14 protein-coding genes are annotated in these 20,684 nt (G+C 60.3%); 11 read left to right on the plus strand and 3 right to left on the minus strand.

Annotated features, from left to right (window positions below; all coding sequences use genetic code 11):
* The first annotated feature begins 898 nt into the window (after window positions 1–898).
* Window positions 899–3,949 (plus strand): multiheme c-type cytochrome, encoded by a 3,051-nt coding sequence (locus GFER_RS12205; protein WP_040099984.1) that lies wholly within the window; start codon window positions 899–901, stop codon window positions 3,947–3,949.
* Between the two features lie 74 nt (window positions 3,950–4,023).
* Here the strand turns inward: GFER_RS12205 and pap are convergent, their stop codons facing one another.
* From pap to GFER_RS12220, 3 genes are all read right to left on the minus strand, one after another.
* Window positions 4,024–5,502, minus strand: a complete 1,479-nt coding sequence (gene pap / locus GFER_RS12210) for a polyphosphate:AMP phosphotransferase (RefSeq protein ID WP_040099985.1) — start codon at window positions 5,500–5,502, stop codon at window positions 4,024–4,026.
* A 225-nt stretch (window positions 5,503–5,727) separates the two neighbouring features.
* The gene (locus GFER_RS17795) at window positions 5,728–6,387 is read right to left on the minus strand and encodes an outer membrane protein (RefSeq protein WP_052446359.1); all 660 of its coding nucleotides are present in this window, start codon (window positions 6,385–6,387) and stop codon (window positions 5,728–5,730) included.
* A gap of 66 nt (window positions 6,388–6,453) precedes the next feature.
* Window positions 6,454–8,229 (minus strand): Ig-like domain-containing protein, encoded by a 1,776-nt coding sequence (locus GFER_RS12220; protein WP_040099986.1) that lies wholly within the window; start codon window positions 8,227–8,229, stop codon window positions 6,454–6,456.
* Between the two features lie 97 nt (window positions 8,230–8,326).
* Between GFER_RS12220 and GFER_RS12225 the strand changes: the two genes are divergently transcribed.
* The 10 genes from GFER_RS12225 to GFER_RS12270 all read left to right on the plus strand — a co-directional run bounded on the left by GFER_RS12225 (window position 8,327) and on the right by GFER_RS12270 (window position 20,516).
* A complete protein-coding gene (locus GFER_RS12225) occupies window positions 8,327–10,138 on the plus strand; it encodes a chloride channel protein (protein ID WP_235264091.1) in 1,812 nt (603 codons plus the stop codon).
* Complete coding sequence (locus GFER_RS12230; protein ID WP_235264092.1) at window positions 10,138–12,393, plus strand: ATP-dependent helicase; 2,256 nt, start codon at window positions 10,138–10,140, stop codon at window positions 12,391–12,393. Before GFER_RS12225 ends, GFER_RS12230 begins: the two co-directional genes overlap by 1 nt.
* A 116-nt stretch (window positions 12,394–12,509) precedes the next feature.
* Window positions 12,510–13,385 (plus strand): PhnD/SsuA/transferrin family substrate-binding protein, encoded by an 876-nt coding sequence (locus tag GFER_RS12235; protein WP_052446360.1) that lies wholly within the window; start codon window positions 12,510–12,512, stop codon window positions 13,383–13,385.
* Window positions 13,382–15,613 carry a hybrid sensor histidine kinase/response regulator gene (locus GFER_RS17800; protein ID WP_052446361.1) on the plus strand — a complete coding sequence of 744 codons (2,232 nt, stop codon included), beginning with the start codon at window positions 13,382–13,384 and terminating at the stop codon, window positions 15,611–15,613. The genes GFER_RS12235 and GFER_RS17800 overlap by 4 nt, the downstream gene beginning before the upstream one ends.
* A gap of 227 nt (window positions 15,614–15,840) precedes the next feature.
* The gene (locus GFER_RS12245; RefSeq protein WP_040099987.1) at window positions 15,841–16,407 is read left to right on the plus strand and encodes a DUF2589 domain-containing protein; all 567 of its coding nucleotides are present in this window, start codon (window positions 15,841–15,843) and stop codon (window positions 16,405–16,407) included.
* Between the two features lie 18 nt (window positions 16,408–16,425).
* Window positions 16,426–17,196, plus strand: coding sequence for a hypothetical protein (locus GFER_RS12250; protein ID WP_040099988.1), 771 nt, complete (start codon window positions 16,426–16,428; stop codon window positions 17,194–17,196).
* A 21-nt stretch (window positions 17,197–17,217) separates the two neighbouring features.
* On the plus strand, window positions 17,218–17,811 hold the full coding sequence (locus GFER_RS12255) for a DUF2589 domain-containing protein (protein ID WP_040099989.1): 594 nt from the start codon (window positions 17,218–17,220) through the stop codon (window positions 17,809–17,811).
* 3 nt (window positions 17,812–17,814) lie between these two features.
* A complete protein-coding gene (locus GFER_RS12260) occupies window positions 17,815–18,033 on the plus strand; it encodes a hypothetical protein (protein WP_040099990.1) in 219 nt (72 codons plus the stop codon).
* 118 nt (window positions 18,034–18,151) lie between these two features.
* The gene (locus tag GFER_RS12265; protein WP_040099991.1) at window positions 18,152–19,033 is read left to right on the plus strand and encodes a hypothetical protein; all 882 of its coding nucleotides are present in this window, start codon (window positions 18,152–18,154) and stop codon (window positions 19,031–19,033) included.
* 40 nt (window positions 19,034–19,073) lie between these two features.
* Window positions 19,074–20,516 (plus strand): DUF4139 domain-containing protein, encoded by a 1,443-nt coding sequence (locus tag GFER_RS12270; RefSeq protein ID WP_040099992.1) that lies wholly within the window; start codon window positions 19,074–19,076, stop codon window positions 20,514–20,516.
* Window positions 20,517–20,684 lie beyond the last annotated feature (168 nt).

The raw sequence follows: 20,684 nt of genomic DNA on the forward strand, positions 1-20,684 counted from the left end.
GGGCGTATCAAGACCCACGGCCCGGTGTGGGCCCTCAACCACCGCTCCGAGGCCAAGAGCGGCGCCATGGACTGCGCCGCCTGTCACGCTCAGGACTATTGTCTGGAGTGTCACGTCTCGGGCTTTGCCGACGAGCAGGGCGACTTCGGCAACAACCTGATCAACGTGCACAGCAGCGATTTCCACATCACCCATCCCATCGCCGCGCGCACCAACCAGCAGTTGTGCGCCAGCTGCCATGAGNACCTGATCAACGTGCACAGCAGCGATTTCCACATCACCCATCCCATCGCCGCGCGCACCAACCAGCAGTTGTGCGCCAGCTGCCATGAGCCGAGCTTCTGCAGCGACTGCCATGGGGATTTCCGCGGCCGTTCGGGACGCGCCCTGCGCGGCGGCGGAGCTTCGCACGCGCGTACTTTCGGTTTCGGCCTGAGTGACAACGTCGACGCCATCCATGCCGGCACCACTGCGGGGACCAATTGTGATGTGTGCCATTTTGAAGGATCGGTGGCGGCGAACTTTCATGACTGGTCGATGGACCACGCGCGCGAAGCGCGTAGAAATCTCGCCACCTGCCAGGCCTGTCATCCCCAGGGCGATGTGTGCATCAGCTGCCACAGTGCCAGGGGCGGCGCCGGGGGGTTCAATCCTCACGGAGATAAATGGGGCGACCGCGCCGGGCGTCTCAAGGATGCTAGCAACAGCAAAACCTGCCGGATTTGCCATTAATTCATGGATTTCCGGGGTCGAAACTTTCAGCCCGGTACTGTCGCGCACCAGGCGCGCAACCCTTTGAAAACCCATTATTGTCATCTGGCTCAAGGATTCGAAGGAGGTGAGAGTTGCCCTTTGAGCCGAGGCCGAAATAGTTAACATCAAAAGAGAGGCGAGAGCTATGAAGAGAGGTAAAATCGCATTGTTTTCGCTCCTGCTGCTGGCGACCCCGCTGGTCTTTGCAGGATGCGGATCAAACTCATCGACGGAGGACATCACTCCCCGCGCCCAGGTGAGTTTCGTCGGACCCGACCGCTGCGGCGCCTGCCACGTCGACGCATATGATGCATGGAAAGACAGCTGGCACACCCTGAAAGCTACCTACGGGCCGGCCTTTGAGCCGGGCGGCCAGGGCGCCCAAGCAGGTTTGAGTAACTTCAATCCCTGGGTACTGGATAATTGGGGCACGCTCAAATCCTATATGATTCTGGATCAGGTCCCTGCCGCTGTTGCAGATGCCGATCCGGCCATTCCGAGCGGTTCTCTGTATCTGACGCCGTATCTGCATACGCCTCAGGATGTCGCCATCATTGTCGGCGCCACCCGTAAACAGCGCTATGCCGTGTACTATGACGGCAGCCCGGTGGATGGCGCCCTGATCGCCTACCCGGTAGGCACCGGCTATCAGATTCTGGATGGTGTAACTCGCGACTATGCGGGCAATCGTGCACGCGCCGGCTATAACTTTCTGTTCATCGAGATCGGCTTGACCGGCGAAACGGCGTCGCCCAGCGGCAACAACTACGGCGAATTCCGCTCCTGGCAGGAGCGCTGCATCGCCTGCCACACCACCGGTTTCGATCCCGTCGCGTGGGATTCCGCCAAAGCCAATTTTGTTGCCGGCGACCCGTCGCAACCGGACCTCAAGGATTTGTTTGTCACCGACATCCGTGTTTCTTGCGAGTCTTGCCACGGACCGGGCGCCGCACACGCCGAGTCTCGGAGCAAGATCGACATCATCAATCCCGCCGACCTGCAAGGCGCCGCGCGCGCCGAGGTTTGCGGCCAGTGCCACACGCGGACACAGGGTAATACCCTGCATGGGCAGGGCTCAAACGACCAGCGCGGCTATGTTGTCGGCGGGGAACTCGAGCTCATGGACGTCTTCAACTACACCCGTCCCGCATGGGGCGAAGGCAACCGGCAGGTCTCCGCCGACGGCAAGGGTCGTCGTGACCATCAGCAGGATATGGACATCATGCTGACCGATTACATCAACACCCAGTTGAATCGCGGCATGCCCTCGAATCCGCACGGTGGCGAAGCTTGCTTTGATTGCCACAATGCCCACGCCGTCGGCAGCAACGTCGCCCTGCGCGCCTCCGGGCAACCGCACTTGAAAACCGAAAACGATCCGGACGGCCTGATTCGCCTGAAAGAACCGCGTGAGCAGATGTGCGGCCAGTGCCATGCCGGCCAGGTCGATGAATATCTTGACGTTCTCAACGGCCGACTTGGCTGGGATGGTGAGGAAAATGATCCCTTCCGTGGCCGCGCCGACCGCAAACAGCATATATTTTCAACCGACGGCGAAGGCCGCAGTTTCGGCCTCTTTCCCGACGAGTACATCTGGGCCTACAAGGGGACCGACACTGCCGTCAAAGCCAATTACAGCGCCATCTGGCCTTGGGAGAAGAGCCGCTTTGAGCAAGACGGCCATGTCATCGTCTATGGTCCCGCGCCTTGGGACGGTGAAACTACAGACGGCCAAGTGATCCCGTCCTTCATGCCGACTGGCTTTACCGGCCCAGGCGGCTGTGTGGCCTGCCACAAGTCGGCACACGGTGAGTGGAAGGACAGCTGGCACACCCTGAAAGCCACTTATGGGCCAGCCTTTGAGCCCGGCGGCAAAGGCGCCCAAGCGGGTTTGAGCAACTTCAACCCCTGGGTTCTGGATAATTGGGACACGCTTAAATCCTATATGATTCTGGATCAGGTCCCTCCCTCTGTTGCAGATGCCGATCCGGCCATTCCGAGCGGTTCTCTGTATTTGACGCCGTATCTGCATACGCCTCAGGATGTCGCCATCATCGTCGGCGCCACCCGTAAGCAGCGCTATGCCGTGTACTATGACGGAAGCCCGGTACCCGGCGCCCTGATCGCCCAACCGGTCGGTACCGGCTACCAGATTGTCGACGGGGTGACTCACGACTATGCGGGTAACCGGGCGCGGGCCGGATACAACTTCCTGTTCATTGAAATCGGCCTGACCGGGGAGATTCCCGAACCAAGTTCCAACAACTATGTGGAATGGCGATCCTGGCAGGAGCGCTGCATCAATTGTCATACGACCGGATTTGACGTCGCGGCCTGGGATGAAGCCAAGACCAAGTACGTCGCCGAAGATCCGACTCAGTCCGATCTCAAAGACCTCTTCATCGCGGATATTCGCGTTTCCTGCGAAGCCTGCCACGGGCCAGGCGCCCAGCACGCCGCCAGCAGCGATCCGGCGCACATCATCAACCCGGTTGATTTGGCCGGTACCGAGCGCCAAGCTGTTTGCGGACAATGCCATACCCGAACCCAGCGCAATTTCCACTCCTCTCTGGCCAATGACCAGCGCGGATTCGTCCTGGGTGACGGTCAGGCTCTTATGGATGTCTTTGAGTACACCCGTCCCGCCTGGGGTGAAGGCGTCCGTGCGGTCTCCGCCGACGGTAAAGGGCGGCGCGATCATCAGCAGGATATGGACATCATGCTGACCGACTACATCCGTGGCGGCGATTCCTTCCACGGTTCCCTGGCCTGCTTTGACTGCCACAACGCACATGGGGTGGGAAGTAACGTCGCGCTGAGCGATGCCGGCCAAGAGCATCTGAAAACCGCCAACGATCCTGACGGTCTCATCCGCCTGAGCGCCCCACGACAGCAGATGTGCGGCAGCTGCCACGTCAATGTGGACAGGGTGCTCGAGGTTCTCAATGGCCAGACTGGCTGGGATGATGAACCTGCCTTCAGAGGGCGTGCCGATCGCAAACAGCATATTTTTGCCACGGATCGCGACGGCAGAAGCTTCGGCTTGTATCCCGATGAATATGTCTGGGCTTATACGATCGGAGAGCCCCAGGCTGATGCGGCAAGCTACAAAGCCATTTGGCCCTGGGAGATCGCGCTTTATGAAGACGACCCGGCATTCGATGTCGTCATCGGCGAGGAACCCTGGAACAACTAATCTGAATCTCTAACCGCAAGCCCAGCACTGCCTCGCATCGTTTCAGACGCTGAAACGGTGCGAGGCTTTTTTTTCTACAAATCCTCTTTCAGCCGCTTGCACAACGTCTTGAGAACCTTGATGCGCGCATAGCGCTTGTCGTTGGCTTCGACCAGCGTCCAGGGTGTGATCTCGCTGGAGGTGCGCTCCACCATGTCGCACACGGCCTGTTCGTAGTCATCCCACTTTTCTCGGTTACGCCAATCCTCGTCGGTAATTTTGAAACGCTTGAACCCGGTTTTTTGGCGGGACTCGAAACGGCGCAACTGCTCGTCCTTGTCGATTGTGAGGAAAAATTTGGCGACCAAGGCGCCGTTACGCACAAGTTGCTCCTCGAAGTCGTTGATCTCGCCATAAGCGCGCATCCAATCGGTGACCGTGCATAATTTCTCCACCCGCTCAACCAGCACTCGTCCGTACCAGGAGCGGTCGAAAATCATCACGCGGCCGTGGCGTGGCAGATGTCGCCAGAAGCGCCACAGATAGGGTTGGGCGCGTTCCTCGTCGCTGGGAGCGGCAATGGGAATGATGTGATACCAGCGTGGGTCGAGGGCAGCGGTGACGCGGCGGATTGAGCCGCCTTTGCCGGCGGCGTCAATGCCTTCGAAAACCAGAATCAGGGAGCGTTGGGCAAACGTTTTTTTACGCAGCAGCAGGTTGAGCTGCCCCTGGTAATTTTCCAGGTCTTTTTCATATTCTTTTTTATCTTTTTTTTTGGAAAGATCGAGGCTGCGCAGCAGGTTCAGGCCGTTGGTGGCGGGCAGAGCCGGCGGGGCGGGCCGACGTGAATGGGCCGGCGGTTCGGCGCTGAGACGCTGCCGGAGGGCGGCAAGCAGGGCCTTGCCGACACTGAGATCGCGATAGCGGGAGTCGCTGCCCTCGACCACCAGCCAGGGAGCGTCGGCGGTGCTGGTCTGGCGCAGGGCATGTTCGGCGGCGCGACGCAGGGTGTCATAATGCTCATGCTGCCGCCAGTCCTCGGGTTTCACGCGCCAGCGCGTAGCTTTTTTGCTCTCCAGGGATTTAAAACGCTCGCGCTGGGAATCCTTGGAGAGGTGCAGCCAGACCTTGAGAACCAGTGCCCCCTCGTCAGCGAGCATGCGTTCAAAGCGCAGGACACGGTCCATGGCCTGATCCAGATCGGCATGGCCGCAACGCTCATAAGTACGTGCCAGAATCGGCTGGGTGTACCAACTGCCGAGGAAAATGCCGATTTTGCCCTTGGGCGGCAGCCGCCGCCAGTAACGCCACATGGGCGGCCGTTCTCGCTCCTCGTCGCTAGGCGGGCCCAGGGCGTGGGTTTCAATAAAGCGCGGATCCATCCATTCGTTTAGAATCTTAAGGGTTTCGCCCTTGCCCGCGCCTTCCAGTCCTGCCAGCACCAGGATCAGTGGAAAACCGCGTTTTTCCCCCAACTCCATCTGCGCCTCAAGCAACGCCTCACGCAACGCCGGCACTTGCGCGTCGTATTCTTCCTTGTTGATTCGATGGCCCAGTTCAGCAGATGCAAACATGGCAAACCTCCCGCGGATAATGTTCTAAAACCATATCACGCGGATCAAATCTGAAAAGGCCGAATCTTCTAGGGGACGTTGTTTAATTGTTGCAAAAATGCCTGGGAGCCTGCTTCAAGTTAAACTCTCTTGCGGGGGAATTTAAAGGTCTCGCGATCGTTGACGAGGAAACAACGTCCCCGGGGGGGCTCCTGGAAATCTGTGTCCCTTTGCCTTTGGATTCTGTTAGCGGAAAGTCAGGCGCAGGCCAAGCAGGAGGGTATGGCTGTCGTATTCCCAGTCGACACTGGTCTGGTCGGCGAGGCGCAGGGTGGCGTCAAGGGTGGCGAAGTAGCGGTACCCGAGATCGACTGTGAGATGGTTGTTGACCTGATAGCCGAGACCGCCGCCGAATTGATAGGCAAACACGTCGTCGCTGTCGTCGCCCAGGGGGGTGCCGGCCAGGCGGGCGTTGTTGAGGGAGAGTCGGGCGTAGCCGGCGCCTAGTCCGACATAAGGCAGCCAGGGGCGGGTGACATGATATTCAGCGAAGCTGTTGACCATGAGGCTCCATACGCTCACATCGCCCTCGGCGGCGAAACGGCCGTCGGTGAAGCGCGCGTCCTTAAGGTCGTTGGCGCGGTAACTCCACTCCAATTCCATGCGTCCCTTGCCGATCTGTGGGTAGCGCTCGGCGAAATCGTAGCCGAGAGCCGCGCCGAAGGCCATGCCGCCGTCAAAATCGGCGTTGAAACTGCCCTGATGGCCCCGCACCCGGGCTTCGTCGAGGAGTGTGCCGCCTCCCCAGGCGCCGACATAAAAACCATCGGCTGCGTGCAGGGGCAGTGCAAAGAAAAGGGCGAAAATCAGGAAGAGAAAATAGCGGAGAAAAGTACGTGTCTGCATGACGCAGTCCTTTCAATTCGAAAAATCTTTAAACCCAGTCGCTCCAGTACGGGAAAAATGCGGCTGTCAGTCCACGGTCAAAGTGGTTTCGACTTCCAGGTTGTCGAATTCTGCTTTGATAATGGCTGTGCCGGGACTCAGGCCCCGCGCCGTTCCCTGGTGCCCAGGCTCGTTGCTGATCACTGCGGTTTCGCTCTCGCTACTTGTCCAGTTTGCGTCGCGGGTCAGCTCGCGATTGCGGCCGTCGTTGAAGCGGCCGGTAAGGGTGAAGTCCAGAGATTGCCCTGCGGTCACACGGCGCTCAACCGGAGAGAGCGCTAAAGACTCCAGGGCGAGATCGGCGACGCTGAGGCCGATTTCGGAACTCAAATTAGCGAAGGTGATCTGGATCAGGGTTGATCCTGGGGCAAGGCCGCGCACACGACCTCTTTCTGGTCCGGTGTTCTGGACGGAAGCGATGCTTGGGGCGGTGCTGTTCCAGGTGACGTCGCGGCTGATGTCCTGAACGCTTAAGTCGGCAAAAAACCCCCTGGCCCTAAGCATTCGCGACGAGTCCGGCGGCAGGGGGAAGGGCTCATCCGGGGTGATCTCCAGGGCGACGAAGGGAGCGCTGGTGACTTGGAGCAGGATTTCAACCTGATCAAGGTCGCCGAGGACGGCTCTGATCCGTGTTTCGCCGGGATTCTGAGCCGTGACCCGGCCACGCTGGCCGGAAGCGTTGCTGATAGTGGCGACGTTGGGGTTGGTGGACGACCAGGTCACCAGGTCCGTCACCGCCTGGCTGCCGCCCGCACTGAGAAAGGCCTGGGCTTCCACCTGCAAGCTGGTGTTCAAGGCAATGCGGGGGGCGGCGGGAGTGAGGCTGAGGCCGGATGCCGGTGAGCCGACCACATTGAGGGTGCTGGTTGCGGTGTGCCCACCGAAAGTCCCCCTGATAGCGGTGTTTCCAGGGTTGAGGGTGGTAACCAGACCCTTGTCGTCAGCTGAATTGCCGACGCGGGCTACAGTCGAATTACTCGACGACCAGTCGACCTCGGCGGTCAGGTTGCGTTCTGCGCCGGAGGAGAAGGTTCCCTTCGCCTGAAAAGCAAAGGCGACCAGATTGGCCAGCGCCGGATTGCCCGGACTGAGGCTGAGGCTTTCCAGTTGAGCTTCGGCCACAGTTACGGGAATCACCGTCTCGGTGGCGCCGAAGCGGGCGAAGATCTGCGTTTCTCCAGGCGCGACGCCGGTCAGGCGCCCTTTGTTGGAAGGCTCGTTGCCGACCCTGGCGATGTCCGGATGCACGGACGACCAGTCGGCGTCGAAGGTCAGATCCTGATCGCCGCCTGCAAAGGAGCCCGTTGCCGCCAGTTGCATGCTGATTCCCTGGGGCAGTTCGGCTTGCGGCGGAGCAGTTGTCAAGGCGAGGATAAGGTCGTCGGTTATTGTGATGTCCAGGGATTGCCTGATGCCCTCAAACTCGGCGTGGATCTGCGTGGTTCCAGGCGCAAGACCACTCACCCTGCCGCGGGTCGGCGCCTGATTGCTGACGGCGGCAACCTGGGGATCACTCGATGACCAGAGAACCTCCTCTGTAATGGTGCGGGAAAACAAGCCTGAAAAATTTCCGATAGCGGTCAGTGGCGTAGAGGTGCCTTGGGCGAGGCTGGTCAGGGGCGCGGTAATTTCTATAGAGCTGAGGGGCGTGAAAGTGTTGGGTCGGCTCGGATCCTCGCTCTCGCCACAACCCCAGAAAATGAACAGGGTCACAGAAATAATCAGAATCCGTCCCAGGTGCATGCTTTCCTCCGGATTTTTCAGGAATTTCAGGTTGATTTCGTGCGATAAAAAAAATAGCATGAACATTCTCCCTATGTCGCCCGGTTTAATTGTTTAATTGAGACGACAGTTTTTTTTATCCTTTCTTCGGCCTTTTGCAACTGGCCCCCGCGAGCCCGTGAAATTTTTTCTGTCTTTCCCTCATCGAATTTTTGGTAGCTGGCTGCGTCGTGCCAGCAACGCCTGGCAGAGCCGCTTCCGCATCAGCGAAAATACTTTCATGCTGGTCATGGCGGTCGTTATCGGGCTGCTCTCGGGGCTGTGCAACTACGCCTTTCGCATGACCATCGAATTTTTCGAATGGGCGGTCCTGGAGCGGGGCTTTGTTCTGCTCGGCGCCAGTCCTGATTATTGGACCTGGGGGCGGCTGCTGGTGTTCGTCTTTCCGGTGATCGGCGGAATCTTATTGATTCCTTTCGGTATCTTCTTCGCCAAGGATATGCGTTACGGCTTTGCGCGTTTTCTCGAGCACGTCAACTTGCGCGGCGCGAAAATCCCCCTGCGCACAATCTTCACCCGCGGCGCGGCTTCGGCCATCACTATCGGCACCGGCGGCTCGGCCGGACAGGAAGGACCCATCGCGCAGATCGGCGGCGCCGTCGGCAGCCAATTCGGACAGGCGTTTCGCGTCAGCGGCGATCACCTCAAGGTGCTGGTGGCTTGCGGCGTCTCGGGCGGGGTGGCGGCGACCTTCAACGCACCCATCGCCGGAGTCTTTTTCGCCGCGGAAATCGTGCTGCTGTCCTCTTTTCAACTCTCCAGTTTCACCTATATCGTCGTCGCCAGCGGCATGAGTACCGTGGTGTCGCGGGCGCTGCTCGGCAACATCCCGGCCTTCGCCGTGCCCCTTTATTCCCTGGGTAGTCACTGGGAACTGCTTTTTTATGTCGCCCTGGGCATGATCGTCGGTGTGTTGGCCGCCGGCTTCATTGAAATTCACGGTCGCATCAAGGATGCTTTCGATCGCCTGCGCATGCACCGGCTGGCCAAACCGGTTTTCGGGGGGCTGCTGGTGGGGCTGCTCGGCATCGGTTTTCCCCAGGTGTTCGGCAACGGCTACCATTTCATGGAGCGGGTGCTGCACGGCGACGGTGTCTGGTATCTGCTCGCCGCGCTGGTGCTGATGAAGGCCCTGGCGACCTCCATCACCCTGGGCTCGGGTTTGCCCGGCGGCCTTTTTGCCCCGGCTCTCTACATCGGTGCGGTGACCGGCGGCGCTTTCGGCAAACTGGTACAGATGCTGTTTCCGGCGTTGAACATTTCGCCTGGCGCCTTTGCCCTGGTGGGCATGGGGGCTTTTCTCTCGGCGGCGACCCATGCGCCCATGACCGCCATCTTTCTCCTGTTCGAGATGACCGCCTCTTACGAGGTCATCATCCCCATCATGCTCTCCTGCGTCATCGGCACCAGCATTGCCCGCCATTTGAAGAAAGACAGCCTCGATACCCTTGAACTTTCCCGTGCGGGCATCGACCTGGAGGCGGGCAAAGAGCGCAACATCATGAAATCCATCAAGGTGGGCGAGGTGATGGTGCGCAAACCTGAGGTTTTGCCGGAAAACATGACCTTGGGTCAGTTCGCCGAGTTTATCGCCGGCACCCGCCACACCAACTTCCCCCTGGTCGACGATGCCGGGCGGCTGACCGGCATCATCTCGGTTCAGGATTTTCTCGGTGTGGTGTTCGAAAAAGATCTCATGGACCTGGTGGTGATCAAGGAGCTGGCGACCCTTGATGTCATCACCGTCACCGCAGACGCTAATCTCGACGAGGCCATGCGCAGAATCGGTCATCGTAACATTGAACAGTTGCCCGTGGTTGATGGCGCGGACAGCCGCAGGCTGGTGGGCATCATCTCGCGCCGCGACATGGTGTCGGCCTACAACCGCGCCCTCATGACCCGCAGTCTTGAAGAAAAGAGCGAAGTCTGATGAAAGAACGGATGCACAAGCAAGATGTCGCGCATGATCTGCTGGCCGAACTCAATCCCATGCAGCGCCAGGCGGTTCAACATGGCGAGGGCCCGTTGCTGATCCTTGCCGGTGCCGGCTCGGGCAAGACGCGTACGCTGACTCAGCGTGTCGCCTGGTTGATTCGTGAGCAGGGAGTGGCGCCCTGGCAGATTCTCGCCGTGACCTTCACCAACAAGGCCGCCGGTGAAATGCGCAGCCGCATCGAAAAGCTGCTCGGCGGCGGCGAGTCGCCCTGGGTATCGACCTTTCATTCCCTGTGTGTGCGTATTCTGCGGCGTGAGATCAGCGCTCTGGGCTATACCTCGGATTTTACCATCTACGACGATCAGGACCAGGAGCGCCTGCTGCGCGAGGTGCTGCGCGAACTCAATGTCAGCGAGAAGCTGTTCAAACCGCGCGCGGCCGCTTCCGCCATCGACGCTTGCAAGAACCGCGGCTTGCTGCCCGAGGAGATCGAGCGCGACGACCACCGAGGCGAGCAAGTGGCACGCATCTACGATCTCTACCAGAAGCGCCTGCGTCAGGCCAATGCCTTGGATTTCGGCGACCTGATCATGCTCTGCGCTCATCTGCTGCAGCAGGAAGACGCCGTGCTGCGCCGTTGGCAGGGGCGTTTTCGCCATGTGCTGGTGGATGAGTTTCAGGACACCAATGCCGTGCAGTATCAGCTTACCCGGCTGCTCGCGGGCGGTACGCGCAATCTGTGCGTGGTTGGCGATGATGATCAGTCGATTTATCGCTGGCGCGGCGCCGAGGTCGGCAACATTCTCGGTTTTGAGCGCGACTATCCGGAAGCTGCGGTGATCCGCCTGGAGCAGAATTACCGCTCGACGCGCACCATCCTTGACGCCGCGGGCGAGGTGGTGGCGCAAAATCGCGGGCGCAAAGGCAAGACGCTGTGGACGGAGAATCCCCAGGGTGATGCGATCAGCCTTGAGACGCTGCCCGATGATCGCGAAGAGGCGCGCTTTATCGTCGACGAAATCGACCGTCTGCGCCGCAACGGCCGCCATCTTCGGGATCTGGCGGTGCTCTACCGCACCAACGCCCAGTCCCGGCCCCTGGAGGAGGCGCTGGTCGAGGCGCGCATCCCCTATGTAATGATCGGCGGCATCAAATTTTTCTCGCGGATGGAGATCAAGGATGTGCTCGCTTATCTGCGGGTGCTGGTCAATCCTGCGGATTCCATCTCGGCGCGGCGCATCATCAACGTGCCGGCACGCGGTATCGGCAATGCGAGTGTGGCGCGCATCGCGCAATACGAGGAAGACGCCGGAGGTTTTCTCCCCGCTTGCCGGATGGCCTTGGAGCGCGGTGTGCTGGGTGCGGCCGCAACCCGGCGGGTGTTGAATTTTGTTGAGATGATGGAGGGCTTGCGGGCCAAGCTCGCGCAATTGCCTTATCCTGAATTGACCAACGAACTCATCGAGGCGAGCGGCTACGGACCGGCCTTGCGTGAGGAGGGCACCGAGGAGGCGCGTGAGCGCTTGCGCAACCTTGAGCAGCTGCTTGCCGGCATGGAAGAGCATCGCTCCAGTGAAACCGGTCTGCATGATTTTCTCGAGCAGGTGGCGCTGGTCACCGACCTCGACAGCTATGACGGCAGCCTCGACCGGGTCACACTCATGACTCTGCATGCCGCCAAGGGTCTGGAATATCCGGTGGTATTCATGACCGGCATGGAAGAGGGTCTGTTTCCCCACAGCCGCGCCGGCAGCGGCGGCGAGGAGCTTGAGGAAGAACGGCGCCTGTGCTATGTCGGCATGACCCGCGCCATGGAAAAACTCTACCTCAGCCACGCCCGGCGCCGCCGGATCTACGGCGACTACCAGTTCAATCCGCCCAGCCCGTTTCTTGCAGAAATTCCCACTGAGCTGCTCGCTCAGACATCGCCGGCTTCGGCCCCGGCCCTGGCGAAAACCGCCGGACACAACCTTGCTTCGGTGTTCGAGCAAATGGGGCGGGCACCGGCGGCCTCCTCATCCGGCGCGGCCGCACCGGTCGTCGGCGACGAATTCGAGGAAGAGGTGCAGGTGGTCCCCGAAGCCGAGGAAGGTCTGCGCATCGGCACCCGGGTCCGCCACCCTAAATTCGGCGTCGGCCTCGTGCGGCGCCTCGAAGGCAGCGGCGACAATCAGAAGGTGACGGTTTACTTCAGCACCGCCGGCCCCAAAAAACTGTTGCTCAAATTCGCAGGGCTGGAACCGGCCTGATATTTATTTAAGGTTGGATTGTTTTTGCCTGAGGGGTTATTTTTGTGGTAAGATTCCATTAATAATCTGTGGCCACCTACTGCATTGATTGGAGCCTTCCCAGGAGAACGAACAGGATGGACCCTCGGTTCAAAAGCGCTCGCCGGTTTGTCGGCGTCCTCTGCGGGCTTTTGATCGTGCCTTCTTTGCTGCTGGCGCCGGCCTGCGCCTGGAGCCTCACCTACTGCCCTCTGCCCATGGTCGACCCGGCGCGGGTGGTCACCGAATCCCGTCCCTTTCTCGATTACCTGAGTCGTGCTCTGGGGCGTGACATCCGCATTGATTACCGCCCCAGCAATGCCGAAGTGGTGCGTGCCTTTAGCGAGGACAAAATTGATCTGGCCGAGATCGGGCCGCTGCCCTATCTGGTGTTACGCGAGACGGTTCCCCATGCACAAGCCCTGCTCTTCTTTCTCGAAGAGGGTGCCACGCGCACCTATACCTGCGCCCTGGTAGCACCTTTCGACGGCGCCGCCGACCCGCGCGCCCTTCTCGCCGACCGTCCCCAGGAGCTGGTCGTGCCCCAGATGCTGAGCACCTGCGGGCCCCTTTCCGCCGTCTGGCTGCTGCACCAATGCGATCCGGAAATGGCGCCGCCGCCGTTCAGAGCTCTGGGCAACCATGAGAGCGTAGCCTTGAGCGTCATCCGCGCCGAGGTTCCCGCAGGCAGCATGAAAACCCTCATCGCCCGCCGCTACGCTTCCCTGGGGTTGCGCATTCTGGCCGAAACGCCGCCGCTGCCGGTGTTCGCCCTGGTGGTCAATACCCGCACCCTGTCCGAGGAGACCATTGCCGACATTGCGCGGGCCTTGTGCGCGGCTGGCCCTGCCGAACGCACTGGTTGGACCATCGGCCGCCACGGATTTGAAAAGGCGGAAGAAAACGCTTATCGACCTTTGGAGGAGATGCTGGGGAAATTGGGTAGGCGCGCGGGAGATTTTCTGTTGCCATGAACAAAAATGCGCCCCACCTGTTCTATGCCTTGCTGCTGCTGTTGCTCTGGCTGCTGGTGGCTTTCTCCCTGCGGGCGCGCTCCTTGGAGCAGGTTCAGGCCTATCTCGCGGAACAGGCAGCCATCCAGGACGTGGCCTGGCGCGCCACTGTGCAGAAGTTTGAGCAAGGCATAGAGATATACCTCCAAGAGTACATCTTGCGGCCCGAGATTTTTGCCATCCTTGAGTCTGCGCAGAATGCCGAGGAGCGCGACCTGGCCCGCGCACGGCTCTACCGGACTCTCTACCCCGTCGATGAGCTGCTGCGTGAGAGGGGGCTGCGCCAGTTTCATTTTCATCTTCCCGACGGCACCAGCTTGCTGCGTTTTCATGCTCCACACCGCCATGGCGACCCGCTGTTCGATGTTCGCTATTCCGTGCGGATGGCTAATCTCGAGCGGCGCTCCCTCAGCGGTTTTGAAGTCGGGCGCAGCATGTCGGCCTTTCGCCTGGTATCGCCTGTCATCTCCCCCGAAGGCCGCCATCTGGGCAGCGTGGAATTGGGGCTGCCCTTTGAAGTGCTGCGTCGTTCCGTTGCGGAACTCAAGGACGGGCGCGAATACGCACTCTTGTTGAATCCCGAGGTGCTCGATTCCGTCACGGACAAGCGCCTGATCCTTGCCCCCTGGGCCGGCGATGAAGAAGGGTGGTTGATCGAGGATCCCCGGCGTGAACTCCCCCATGCGCCGCCGCCTCTCTCCACCACGGCTCAAGTCCTGGAGAAGCGGCTCGCTGAACTCAAATCCCTGCGCAGCACCTTGCGCCAAGGACGCAGCGGTGCCTTTAAGGTAAACCTCGGCAGGGACGCCCATGCGGCTGTATTCACGCCGATCCACGATATGCAGGCGCGTCTGGCGGGCTTTTTGGTTTCTTATGGGCCTGCTCCCCAACTGACGGCTCAGGCGGCTCATTACTGGGCCGGTCAGGTTGCCGCCGGCGCCCTGCTGACGCTGCTCGGGCTGGTCGGATACCGCCTCATGGTCAGCCGGGAGAAACTGCGCCTGGCTATGGAGGAAAGCCGCCGCATGGCGGTCGAGGCACAGGCGGCCAATGCGGCCAAGAGTCAGTTCCTGGCCAATATGAGCCATGAGATCCGCACGCCCATGAACGGCATCATCGGCATGTCGGATTTGCTTTTGGATACTTCTCTGACATCGGAGCAGCGCCGGTATGCCACGACAGTGCGCGGCAGTTGCGAAGCTCTGCTCGGTATTCTCAACGACATCCTCGATTTCTCCAAAATCGAGGCGGGACGTATGGATGTGCAAAGTGTCGCTTTCAATCTGCGCGACACTCTGGTCGCCGTGACCGATCTGCTGAGCCACGGCGCGCGGGAAAAGGCTTTGACCTTTACCTGCTTCATCGATCCGGAAGTGCCCGCCGATCTGCGCGGCGACCCCGGTCGCTTGCGCCAGGTTCTCCTCAACCTCGGCGGCAATGCCGTCAAGTTTACCGCTGCCGGCGAGGTCGCCCTGCGCGTTGAGCACTCGGTACGCGACGACGGTCGGATGTGGTTGCGCTTCGAGGTTCGGGATACCGGCATCGGAATTGCCGCCGAAAAGATGGACGCTCTTTTTCAGCCTTTCGGTCAGTTGGATGCCTCTCATACCCGAAATTTCGGTGGCACCGGCCTGGGACTGGCCATTTCGCGACGGCTGGTGGAGGTGATGGGCGGTGAGATCGGTGTTAAAAGCGTTGCCGGGCAAGGCTCATGCTTCTGGTTTGAGCTGCCTTTTGTCCCGGCTGCTGTCGCAAAGCAATGGCGGCAAGAAGACACCGTGAGGGTGCCTACCCTGTCTGCACCCTGGTCTGCCGCACGGATTCTGCTCGCCGAGGATAATCCCGTCAATCGCCTGGTGGCCCTGCGCATGCTGGAAAAGCTCGGCCTGCGCGCGGAGTCCGTCAACGACGGTCGCCAGGCCCTGGAGGCTCTCGACGCCCAAGCCTACGACCTGGTACTCATGGACATTCAGATGCCAGAACTCGATGGTTTCGCGGTGGTCGAGGAACTGCGTTCCGGTCGCCGTGGCGCACCGAACCGCCATACGCCCGTCATCGCCCTGACGGCCCATGCCATGAAAGGCGACGAACAGCGTTGTTTGGACGCGGGTATGAGCGACTATCTGGCCAAGCCCGTTCGTGCCGGGGATCTGACCCAAAAACTCGAACATTGGCTGAAATCGAAATGAGGTTCCGTCCTTACCCCGCCCCAGGCTAGGCTGGTCCGAGCCCCACCGGGGCTCCTGCCTTTTTTATCATTAAAATCTCTCCCCGTTCGCATTGACTCCCCTGGCGCCTCAGTTAAACTGAAAACATACAAAGAAGCCTTTTTGAAACACAAAAAAGGCAGGGGTTTTTCACTCGGGCGCAAATCGGTGCGGAGGCATCGGGCTGCGACACCAATGAGGAGGCGGTCATGGCAAACGGCAGTCAGGACACGGCAACCAGGCAATTGGGGAATATCCCTTTTGGGGCGTTGATCGGTGGCCCCATGACGGCTGCGGTGGAAGCGCAGGCTAAGGCAGCGCAATCGTCCTTGGGTTTCATCGAGGGTGTGGCCTTCGACGATCAGGGCAAGGTACGTGACGTCACCTTTGACTATGAAGGACCGGGTGGTCCGCAAACGCTCACCGTACCGATTCTGACCATCGTGCCCATTCCTTTCATCCGCATTGATGACATGACCATCAATTTTAAGGCCAGCATCAACGCTTCGACGGAAACCTCCACCACCACTTCGACCTCCAAAGAGGGCAAGGTGGCGCTGGCGGGAAGTGCCAAATACCTGTTTTTCAGTGCCAAGCTCGATGCGTCTTATTCCAGTAAAAAGGATTCATCGGCCACCAAGAATTCAAAATATTCGGTGGAATATACCATGGACATCAATGTCCATGCGGTGCAGGACGACGTTCCCGCAGGTATGGCCAAGGTGCTCAATATCTTAACCGACAATATCAAGGCCGGGCAGCAGGGCTCGCCTTAAGCATCGGAAAGCAAGTCTATGGCAGAGCTGCATCAAATTCTGGGAGCGTTGCTGCGCGATATTGCCCAGGCGCGGTTTTCCTCCGATATATATTCCCGCAATATCAGCCGTTATTACGAGCAGAATTCCTTGCTGCGCCGTTTCCCGGTGCCGCGGGCGGAGATCGAGGAGGTGGAAATCGAGTTGAAATTTTCGCTCAGTGGTGTCGATTTTTCCGGCGGCAGCGGCGAAGGACGCGAGGTTCAGCTGGCGTCATTCTTCGAACGCCAGAGTAACGCGCTGGCCAGTCGCTTCGTGGAAACCGCCGCCGCGGCGGCCCGCTCCCTGGGCAAGGACGATTTGGCCTCGGAACTGGGTCGTGAGGCCTTTCGCATTGATCTGCGCCAGGATATGCTGCGTTATCTGATGAACAATTATCCGCATCTTATCGACGCTGGCGGGCGATTTGATGCGGATGCCGCTCAGGAAGGTCTCAAGCCGGTCGTTGCCCGTGCCCTGGCCTACCGCATGGAGCGCGTTGAGAGTGTGGATCCTGATCTGGCGCGCGGCATTCTGGGAAAAACCGAAATCAAAAGCGTACTTGCTCTCATGCAGAAAGAAATCCGCGAATTCTGGGGACGCGGCGGAGATTGCCGGGTGCTGGCTGAAATCGGCGGCGCGGCCCTGGCGGAATTGCCGCCGGAGGTCATTTCATCCATCAAGATCAAGGCGGGTTTGCGCAACTATAACTGGACGCAGATCGAAAGTCAGGAAGAGGGGCGCACCTGGCGGTCGCTGAGCCCGGAATAATGCCTCATTTGGAGATACGCCATGCCGGAGAAAAAAGCGGGAAACAGAGAGGGTTCCTATAACACCACGGCGCTGTCCCTTAACCAGTTGATCGGTGCGCCCCTGCACGCCATGATCGAGGCGGAAAGTCAGGCGGCCCAGGCAACGGCGGCATTCATTCGGGAGTTCGGCTTCGAGGCGGACGCCGACCATGGCGAAGGGCATGACGATGATTTCGGCAAGCTGCGCATGGCCTCCTTCCGTCAGGAGAGTGTCGGTGGCGACGGCAAACCGCGCCGCGTGCAGATCGATGTGCCTTTGCTGTCCCTGCTGCCCATTCCGGCGTTGCAGATCAAGGATGCCCAGGTGGAGTTTTTTGTCAAAATCGTTGATGTCCAGCGGGCGACGCGCCATGGGGTGACGGCAAATCGCAACGAGGAATTGCCCGATCTGCAGCCCATCGATTTCAAAGCGGCGCTGGCCCGGGATCCGGCGAGCAGCGGTGGGCGCGCAACGGAAATGCAGATGAAGGTAAAAATCAACATTCAGCAGGCCGATGTGCCGGCCGGCATGGCGCGCCTGTTTCATCTGATGGAGCAGGGCATTTCAGCCCGTGAAGTCAACTCCGGAGATTAGCCTATGGTTCCCTCCCCGCCGGGTCTGCCCTGTCCCCGCTGTGGCTTCCATATCGCCACGTCGCTTGAGCTGCTCCTCGCGCAGCGGCCGTTTTTCTGTGCGGCCTGCGGACTCAAGCTGACCCTCAATGTGGATCAATCCCAGGGCGCCCTTGAGCGGTTGCGCGAACTCAAGGACGGACTTGACGCGGCCGAAAATTTGCGGCGCTCAGGCCCGGGCTGATTATGTCCGTCCCGCGAATTTCTCCATGCTAGCCAGCCGTTTTCATCCAAGCCGCGATGCATTGTCCTGCCCCGAGAGTTTACTTGGTGATTCTGAAACGCAACAGATGAGGACAGCCTTGGATGCAGCCCTGAGGACTGCTCTCCAAGCGCTGCGGGCCGATTTCAGCGGCATGGTCGATGCGTATGATCTGCCGGCGCGGATGCACGGCTGGCTGCGCGATTCGCGTCCGGACGGTTGGCGGGGTACCGCGGCCGCCCTGGGGTCAGTCGGTTATTTTCTGGGCCGCTGTTCGCCGCAACGCGGACTGGCGACTCCAGCCGTGAGGGATTATCTGCGGCGGCGCTGTATGGCGGCGATGATTGCCAGCAGCCCGCGTCTTGTTCAATGGCGCAGCATCCTTTCCGGCATCCCTGATTGCTGGCTGCCCGAGGAGTGGCTGCTGCGCAGTTTGCGCAGACAGCTGGCCGCCGATGAGCGTTTCAGCTCTCTTGATCTGCAACTGGAGCTGCGTCTGGCCAATTCCGGCGGCAGGGCCTGGCTAAAGGCGCAAAGCACCAAAGAATGGCAGGCGATTCGCGGGCAGTTGGTTGCCGGCCGGCCTTGTGTCGTAGAATTGATCCGTGAGCAGGCGATGCCGAATTTCCTCGGCCGCGAAACCCTGGTGGTTTTTGCAGCGCAGGAACCCGCCGCGAATTTGGTTGTCCTGCACGTCTACGCACCCGAGCAAGGTGCGCGACATGCAACCCTGCAACTGGATTTTTCCGCACAGGAGTTGGTGGTGCGGGAAAGCACGGAACTGCTCGGCACGCCGGTGCGCGGGTTGTTTCTGCTTGATGCGCCTCAGCAGGCGCCGCCAGTCTGCAGAGGCCAGCGGCTGCTGAGGCGGCTCGGAGTGGCACAATTGCTGTGGTGGTGGCACCATCGCGGCTCTCCACCGCCCTGGGATGCTTCGACAGATCGTGAGGAGTTGCGGGAAGACAAACAAGGGCCGGCCTGATAACCTTGCGCGGTCGCCCATTTTTTTTAGGAGGTTTATTATGAAAAGGTTCGTTCCCGCGGCGCTCGTTGCCGCGCTGCTGTTCCTTGGCGCGCCCCTGGTGTTTGGCGCGGATGAAATTATCTCGACCCTCGATGACCAGCAGGACATCGCTCTGACCATCTACAACGAGGATCTGGCTCTGGTCAAGGACCGCCGCCAGGTGCGCCTGCCCGCCGGGACAAACCGTCTGGCGCTGGATGGCGTCAGCGCCCGCATGCAACCGCAAACTGCCTTGCTGCGAACTCTCGACGGCGAAGCCGATGTGCAAATCCTCTCGCAGTCGTTTGATTTTGATCTGCTGACCCCGCACAACCTTCTGAAAAACCATATAGGTCGCCAGGTGCAGGTGGTGCGCACTCATCCCCAGAGCGGCGCCGAAACCACCGAGACGGCGACTTTGCTGGCCTACGGCGACCAGGGTGTGGTGTTGCGTCTGGGCGAGCGCATTGAAACCGAAATTCCCGGGCGCCTGGTTTTCTCCGAGGTTCCCGCCAACCTGCGCGAGCGTCCGACCCTGGTGGTCGAGGTGGACAACCCCCGCGCTGGGACGCGTCAACTCGAATTAAGTTATCTCACCGGGGGCTTGTCCTGGCACGCTGATTACGCGGCCGAACTCAATGCCGCGGGCGATCGCCTCGATCTTTCTGCCTGGGTGAACCTGACCAATGAGAGCGGCACCGCCTACCGCGACGCTCAAGTGCAGCTGGTGGCCGGCGCGGTGCAACGCGTCACTGATGCCCCGCGCCCGCAGCGAGACCTGATGGTGCGCGCGGCGCTGGCCGCCCCCATGGAAAAAATGGAGGCGCAGGGTCTCTTCGATTACTATCTCTACAGTCTGCCGCGCTCCACCAGTATCGCCGAGCGTCAGAGCAAACAGGTTGCATTGTTCAGCGCCGCCGCGGTGCCCGTGCGCAAGGAATACCTGCTGCGCGGCGCGGACTATTATTACTCTGGCCGCTACCCCGATCTCGGTGAACGGCTGGCGGTGAGCGCCTTTATCGAATTTATCAATCGTGCCCAGGACGGTTTGGGGCTGCCCTTGCCCCAGGGTATTTTACGTGCATATCAGCGCGATGGCAGCGGCAACACCCAGTTCATCGGCGAGAATCGCATTGCGCACACCCCCCGCAACGAAAAGGTGCGCCTGAGCCTTGGGCATGCTTTTGATGTGACCGCGGCACGTAAGCAGACGGACTTTCGCCGCATTTCCGGCGGCGAGCGGCAGACTCCGGTGGTGGAAACCGCCTTTGCCCTGACCCTGAGAAATGGGAGTGATCAGGTGGTCAGGGTGCGCGTGGAAGAGCCTCTGCCGGGGGATTGGGAAATTTTGCGCGAGAATCTGCCCCATCGCAAGGAGGCTGCCCACCTCGCGGTCTGGGAGGTGGAGGTGCCTGCAGGAGGCGAAGCGCTGCTCGAATACCGGGCGCTGGTGCGTTATTGAGCCTACAGGCCAGGCTGAAAGAAAAAAATCCGTAACTATTCAGTGGCAACGTCCGACAGGACCGCAGGGTGCGGCGGTTGAGTGCTGCGGCAAATGTTTGAGCCGCAGGTGAGTTTTTGCCGCACGCGATGCCGCCGNGGCGGTTGAGTGCTGCGGCAAATGTTTGAG

This window comes from Geoalkalibacter ferrihydriticus DSM 17813 (assembly GCF_000820505.1).
Taxonomy (GTDB): Bacteria; Desulfobacterota; Desulfuromonadia; order Desulfuromonadales; family Geoalkalibacteraceae; genus Geoalkalibacter; species Geoalkalibacter ferrihydriticus.